Source organism: Spongiactinospora gelatinilytica (assembly GCF_003236385.1).
Classification (GTDB): domain Bacteria; phylum Actinomycetota; class Actinomycetes; order Streptosporangiales; family Streptosporangiaceae; genus Spongiactinospora; species Spongiactinospora gelatinilytica.
This window is the reverse complement of sequence record NZ_POUA01000431.1, coordinates 1-5,930: the sequence shown is the minus strand read 5'-3', so window position 1 is coordinate 5,930 and position 5,930 is coordinate 1. Positions and strand designations below refer to the sequence as shown.

General features: G+C 71.7%; 8 protein-coding genes. 5 read left to right on the top strand and 3 right to left on the bottom strand.

Features of this window, described 5'->3' with window-relative positions:
• Positions 1-313 (top strand): DUF6529 family protein (locus tag C1I98_RS33890; protein ID WP_233508416.1); only part of this gene is annotated, 313 nt, incomplete at its 5' end.
• A 27-nt stretch (positions 314-340) separates the two neighbouring features.
• Here the strand turns inward: C1I98_RS33890 and C1I98_RS33885 are convergent.
• Entirely contained in the window at positions 341-1,279 is a 939-nt protein-coding gene (locus tag C1I98_RS33885) for an HpcH/HpaI aldolase/citrate lyase family protein (protein WP_111171416.1), read from the bottom strand.
• Positions 1,280-1,410: 131 nt separating this feature from the next.
• On the opposite strand from C1I98_RS33885, the gene C1I98_RS33880 reads away from it, so the two are divergent.
• The 3 genes from C1I98_RS33880 (at position 1,411) to C1I98_RS33870 (ending at position 2,957) form a co-directional block, all read left to right on the top strand.
• Positions 1,411-1,995 (top strand): biotin transporter BioY, encoded by a 585-nt coding sequence (locus tag C1I98_RS33880; RefSeq protein ID WP_111171415.1) that lies wholly within the window; start codon positions 1,411-1,413, stop codon positions 1,993-1,995.
• A gap of 186 nt (positions 1,996-2,181) precedes the next feature.
• Positions 2,182-2,553, top strand: coding sequence for a response regulator transcription factor (locus tag C1I98_RS33875; RefSeq protein WP_111171414.1), 372 nt, complete (start codon positions 2,182-2,184; stop codon positions 2,551-2,553).
• Positions 2,550-2,957, top strand: a complete 408-nt coding sequence (locus C1I98_RS33870; protein WP_111171413.1) for a hypothetical protein — start codon at positions 2,550-2,552, stop codon at positions 2,955-2,957. The genes C1I98_RS33875 and C1I98_RS33870 overlap by 4 nt, the downstream gene beginning before the upstream one ends.
• Here the strand turns inward: C1I98_RS33870 and C1I98_RS33865 are convergent.
• Both C1I98_RS33865 and sigJ read right to left on the bottom strand, forming a co-directional pair.
• Positions 2,954-3,898 carry an EamA family transporter gene (locus C1I98_RS33865; protein ID WP_111171412.1) on the bottom strand — a complete coding sequence of 315 codons (945 nt, stop codon included), beginning with the start codon at positions 3,896-3,898 and terminating at the stop codon, positions 2,954-2,956. The genes C1I98_RS33870 and C1I98_RS33865 overlap by 4 nt on opposite strands.
• Before the next feature lie 74 nt (positions 3,899-3,972).
• Positions 3,973-4,851 (bottom strand): RNA polymerase sigma factor SigJ, encoded by an 879-nt coding sequence (gene sigJ / locus C1I98_RS33860; RefSeq protein ID WP_233508415.1) that lies wholly within the window; start codon positions 4,849-4,851, stop codon positions 3,973-3,975.
• Positions 4,852-4,959: 108 nt separating this feature from the next.
• On the opposite strand from sigJ, the gene C1I98_RS33855 reads away from it, so the two are divergent.
• Positions 4,960-5,930, top strand: a 971-nt coding sequence (locus tag C1I98_RS33855; protein ID WP_233508414.1) for a magnesium transporter MgtE N-terminal domain-containing protein, incomplete at its 3' end; no start/stop codon positions are given.

The window sequence follows — 5,930 nt, the reverse complement described above, 5'->3', positions numbered from 1 at the left end:
CCCCCGCCCGCCCACCTGGATCGGCGGCCTGCACCGGTGGTCGGGCAGGGCGGCGTTCCTGCTCACCATCCCCGTGGCCTTCCACTGCCTGTACGCCCTCGGCCTCCAGTACGACGCCGCCCGCGTCCTGGTCCACTCACTCCTCGGCTGCTTCTTCTACGGCGTGTTCGTCGCCAAGATGCTCGCCCTGCCCCGGCGCGGCCTGCCGGGCTGGGGCCTGCCCGTGCTGGGCGGGCTGGCGTTCACCGCGCTGGTGGGGCTCTGGCTGACCTCGTCGCTGTGGTTCTTCACCGCGATCGGCGTACGCCTGTGAACGATCGGCGTACGCCTGTGAGAACGACTACGAAGGCGGCGTGAAGGTGGTGGTCCGCCGCAGTCCCGCGGCGCGGCCCTTGGCGACCACCACCAGGGCCATCTTCCGGGACGCCTCGTCCACCATCTCGTCGCCGAGCATGATCGCGCCGCGTCGCTCGACGGTCGTGGCGTGCTCGTAGGCGTCGAGGATCAGTTCGGCGTGGTCGTAGTCCTCCTGGGTGGGCGAGAAGACCTCGTTCGCCGCGTCGACCTGCGCGGGGTGCAGCACCCACTTGCCGTCGAAGCCGAGCGCGGCGGCCCGGCCCGCGACCCGGCGGAAGCCGTCCACGTCCTTGATCTGGAGGTAGGGGCCGTCGATGGCCTGGAGGTCGTACATCCTGGCGGCCATCAAGATCCGCATCAGCGTGTAGTGGTAGGCGTCGCCCTCGGTGTAGCCGGGCGGCTGCTCGCCGACCACGAGGGTCCGCATGTTGATGGACGCCATGAAGTCGGCCGGGCCGAACACCAGGGCCTCCAGCCGGGGCGAGGCGCCCGCGATGGCGTTCACGTTGACCAGCGCCTTGGCGTCCTCGATCTGCGCCTCGATGCCGATCCGGCCCTGCTCCAGGCCGTTGGCCAGCTCGATCTGGGTGAGCAGGGTGTCCAGCCACCGCACCTGCGACGGCTCCTGGACCTTGGGCAGGATCAGGGAGTCGACCGCGTCGCCCGCGCCCTCCACGACGTCGATCACGTCGCGGTAGGTCCACGGCGTGGCCAGGTCGTTCACCCGGACCGCGCGTACCTTGCCCGACCAGTCGCCCTCGCGCAGCGCGGCCACGATGTTGCGCCGGGCCGCCTCCTTGGCGGCGGGCGCCACGGAGTCCTCAAGGTCCAGGAGAGCCTCGTCCACGTCGAGGCCCTGGGCCTTCTCCAGGAATCTGGGATTGCTTCCAGGTACGGACAGGCAAGAACGTCGCGATCGCATGCGGACACCGTAACGGGCGGCAGTGGGCTTGCCACAAAGCCGGGTCGGCTTTCTTGGCCGCCCCGCTCTACCAAGCTTCGAGTGCTATGTCCGATATTGGAGGTCAACCAACGATCTAGAGGAGTTAAGACATGGCTGTCCTCTCGGGCGTACAGCGGCCCGCCGTACTCACGGACCTCCTCCCCGGGGCGCGGGTGCGTGACGGCGCGCTGGTCGTCGGCGCGGCGCTGCTGACCGGCGTCGCGGCCCAGGTGAGCTTCCCACTGCCGGGCACCCCGGTCCCGGCGACGCTGCAGACGTTCGCCGTGCTGCTGTCGGCCGCCGCGCTGGGGCCGGTGCGGGCGGCGCTGGGGATGGCGCTGTACCTGGTCCTCGGGCAGGTGGGCGTGCCGTGGTTCGCCCCCGACGGCGGCAACGCGACACTGGGCTATGTGGTCGGTTTCGTGCTGGCCGCGGCGGTGACGGGCGCGCTGGCGCGGCGCGGCGGCGACCGCACGGTGGCGCGGACGGTGGGCACGATCACGCTCGGCACGCTGCTGATCTACACGGTGGGCGTGCCGTGGCTGATGGTCGCCACCGGCATGGACCTTCCGAAGGCGCTCATGGCCGGCGTGGTGCCGTTCCTGCTGGGCGACGCGCTGAAGGTGGTGGCCGCGGCCGGCCTGCTGCCCGGCACGTGGAAGCTGGTGCGGATGGCCCGCGGCGACCGCGACTGAGCCTTCCCCCGCCGGGTACCACTGGACGGCGCTCCCACCAGGGAGCGCCGTTCCGCGCGTCCCGATGCATCGCTCCAAAGCCCCTAAAGTAGCTGCAAAGCACTTCTTACCGGCGCTTAACAGATGTGCTGGCATAGTTCTAGGGAGCGGGAGGTCCCGCTTCGCGCACAACGGGGGGAGCCGACTATGCGCGTCCTCATCGTGCCCATCACCGACACGGAGACCGAGTTGGCCGACATGGTCGCCGAGGGGCTGAGGGAGGAGGAGATCGCGGCCGACGTCGCGCACGGGGCGAGCGACGACGCGGATCTGCTGCTCAAGACGGCGCGCGAGTACGACGTACTGATCATCGAGCGCGACGCGCCCGCCCTCGCCGCGAGCCGTACGCGCGACCTGCTGGCGGAGTCGCCGACGCGGATCCTGCTGATCGAGGCCGCCGGATGCCGGCAGTCCCCGGTCCGCGCCGACGCGCGGCTGTCGCGGCCCTACACCTATCCGGAACTGCTCACGCAGGTGCTCGCCCTCGGAGTGGCCGGCGGGCATAAAGTCGCGACGTGAGCACTTCACCCGATCTCCCCCCGCAGGCCCCGCCCCTCGCGCTGATCGAGGAGGGGGCCAAGAAGTCCGGTGTGCTGTGGATCACGCTGGACGACCGGCCGCGGCTGGCCTGGCACGCCTGGCACGACGGCGCGATCTACGTGGTCACCGGCGGCGGTGAGCAGTCGCTGCCCGGCCTCGCCGAGTCCGGCCGGGTGCGGGTCACCCTGCGCAGCAAGGACAAGGGCGGCGAGCTGGCCGTCTTCGACGCCGCCGTGGAGGTCGTGGACCAGTCGGCGGCCGAGGCCGCGCCCGCCGTCGCGGCCCTCGCCAAGGAACGGCTCAACGCCCCCGACGGAGCCGCGATGACCGCCCGCTGGGCCGATGGGTCGCAGATCGTCCGGCTGATTCCCGAGGCGGCCTAGCCGTACTGGCGGGCCACCGCGGGTTCGGCCGGACTCGGCACCGGGGGCGGGGCGGTGGCCGACTGGGCCAGGAGGGCTCCGCCGATCACGATCAGGCCGCCGATGATCTGGTACGGCCCGAGGGCCTCGCCGATCAGCACCCAGGCGACCACGGCCCCCGCGATGACCTCCAGCGTGGACACCGTGGAGCCGACCGCGGCCGACAGCCTGCGGACCGCCGTGACGCTGGCGATGTAGGCGAACACCGTGGCCACCACGACCATCCAGGCCGCCGCCGCGAGGGCGGGCAGCGTGTGATCGCCGACCGTGGCCGCGCGGCCGAAGGCCGTCCAGTCGATGCCCCACGGGCGGGCCAGCGGGACGAGTGCGACGGCCGCGCCCGCGAGGCCCCAGGCGATCACGCCGAGCGGGTCCACGTCGTCGCCCATGCTGTCGCTGAGCAGGAAGTATCCGGCGCAGCAGGCCGCCGCCCCGGCGCCGAGCAGCAGGCCGACGCCGTCCAGGCGCATGCCCTGCCACACCTCGACCACGACGCACAGGCCGCCGAACGCGACCACGGCTCCGACGTAGGCCGCCCGCGGCAGCCGTACCCGCCGCACGAAGCGGACCCACAAGGCGACCAGTACCGGCGCGGTGAACTCCATGAGCAGCGCCACCCCCACCGGCAGGCGGGTGATGGCCTGGAAGTAGAACGCCTGCGCGCCCGCGACCGCGACGATCGCGTACGTGGCCACCAGCGGCAGCCTGCCCACCGGGATGCGCAGCGCGCGCGGGCGCACGACGGCCAGTACGGCGAGCATCAGCACCCCAGCGCCCGCCATCCGCACCCAGACCGCCTCGGTCGGCGTCAGCCCCACCGCGCCCAGGAACTTGGCCATCGGACCGGAAAAGCCGAAGCAGCAGGACGCTAAGACCGCTATGCCCAGGCTCACTTTTCTCATCAGCCGCGCACCTCGTGCTCTCGGCGGCCGCGCGACGACGGACCGGTAACCAGTGAACTAGCATTTTGATACTGTCACATGAGGTCAAGCTGCGGCAATCCCCGGAGTTTGTCCGGGTTGCGGACCAGCCAGATGGCGGTGATCCGCCCGTCGGCGATGTCCAGGCCGGTCACGGATTCGAGCACGCCGTCCTTGGACATCACCACCCCGGGACCGCCGTTGACGTGCGCGTACCGCACCTCGAACCCGCCGAACCCGCCCGCCACGCTCGCCAGAAACCTGGCGATCTTCTCGGCCCCGGTGATCGGCCGCAGCGCGGCCCGCACCTTGCCGCCGCCGTCGCTCCACATGGTCACGTCCGGCGCCAGGAGTTCCATCACCGCGTTGATGTCACCGCCCAGGCTCGCGGCCACGAACCGCGCGGTGACCCGCCGTCCGACCTCCTCCGACGCCTCGAACCTCGGACGCCGGGCGTGTACGTGGGCCCGCGCCCGGTGACCGACCTGCCGTACCGCGGCCTCGCTGCGGTCCAGCGCCTCGGCGATGTCGGGATAGGGGAACCCGAACGCCTCCTTCAGCACGAACACCGCCCGCTCCAGCGGCGACAGGCTCTCCAGCAGGACCAGCACGGCCATCGACAGCGAGTTCGCCAGCGACTCGGCCGCCGCGACGTCCTCGGCGACGTCGGGCGAGGTCAGCAGCGGCTCCGGCAGCCACGAACCGACGTAGGACTCCCGCCGCACGGCCGCCGAGCCCAGCCGGTTGAGCGAGAGATTGGTCACGATCTTGGCCAGGTAGGCCCGGGGGTCGCCCACCGGGCCGGTGACGTCGTGCCAGCGCAACCACGCGTCCTGGACGATGTCCTCCGCGTCGGCGGCGCTCCCCAGCATCCGGTAGGCGATGCCGAGGAGCATCGGCCGATGCTCCTCGAAGACCCCGAGCCTGTCCGTCACGTTCGCGAGGCTACGACATGCCCTTCGAGACGCCCGGCCGGGGCGGGCAAAGAATCCTTTGAGCCCGCAGTCCGGCGCATCCAGGGCCCCGGATTCTAGGCTGCCGATGTGCGGGTCTTCATCGCCAAGCTGGCGGGGACACCGGTCTTCGACCCGGCCGGGGACCAGATCGGGCGGGTGCGCGACGTGGTCGCCGGGCTGCGCGCCGCCGCCCCGCCGCGCGTGCACGGCATGGTGATCGAGGTACAGCCCAGGCGGCGGGTCTTCCTGCCGATCACGCGGGTCAGGAGCATCGAGCCCGGTTCGGTGATCTTCAGCGGGCGGATCAACATGCGCCGGTTCGCCAAACGCTCCGCCGAGACCCTGGTGATCGGCGAGCTGCTCGACCTCACGGTGACCGTCAAGGACGAGCGGGTCACCGTACTGGACGTCGCGATGGAGGAGACCCGCGGGTCGGAGTGGATGATCACGAAGGTCGCGGTGCTGACCGCCGGGCTGCGCAGCGCGGGCGGGCTCGGCCTGCGCAGGCGCGGGGTGACGTCGGTCGTGGACTGGGAGGAGGTCCACGGGTTCGGCGTGGTCCAGCGGGACCAGGGCGCGGCCAACATGATCGCCGCCTTCGAGTCGCTGCGCGCCGCCGACCTCGCCCACGCGCTCCAGGAACTCCCCGGCAAGCGGCGGATCGAGGTGGCCACCGCCCTGGACGACGACCGGCTCGCCGACGTGCTGGAAGAGCTGCCCGGCCAGGACCAGGTCGGCATCCTCGGCCGGCTGGACGCCGAGCGCGCCGCCGACGTGCTGGAGGCGATGAACCCCGACGACGCCACCGACCTGCTGCAAGATCTCCCGCCGGAGCAGGCCGAGGTGCTGCTGTCGATGATGGAGCCGGGCGAGGCCGAGCCGGTGCGCAGGCTGCTGACCTACGCCGAGGACACCGCGGGCGGCCTGATGACCAGCGAGCCGATCGTGCTCCCGCCCACCGCCACCGTCGCCGAGGCGCTGGCCCACATCCGCCAGAGCGACCTGAGCCCCGCCGTGGCCGCCCAGGTCCTGTCTCTTATACAAATCTCCGAGCCCAC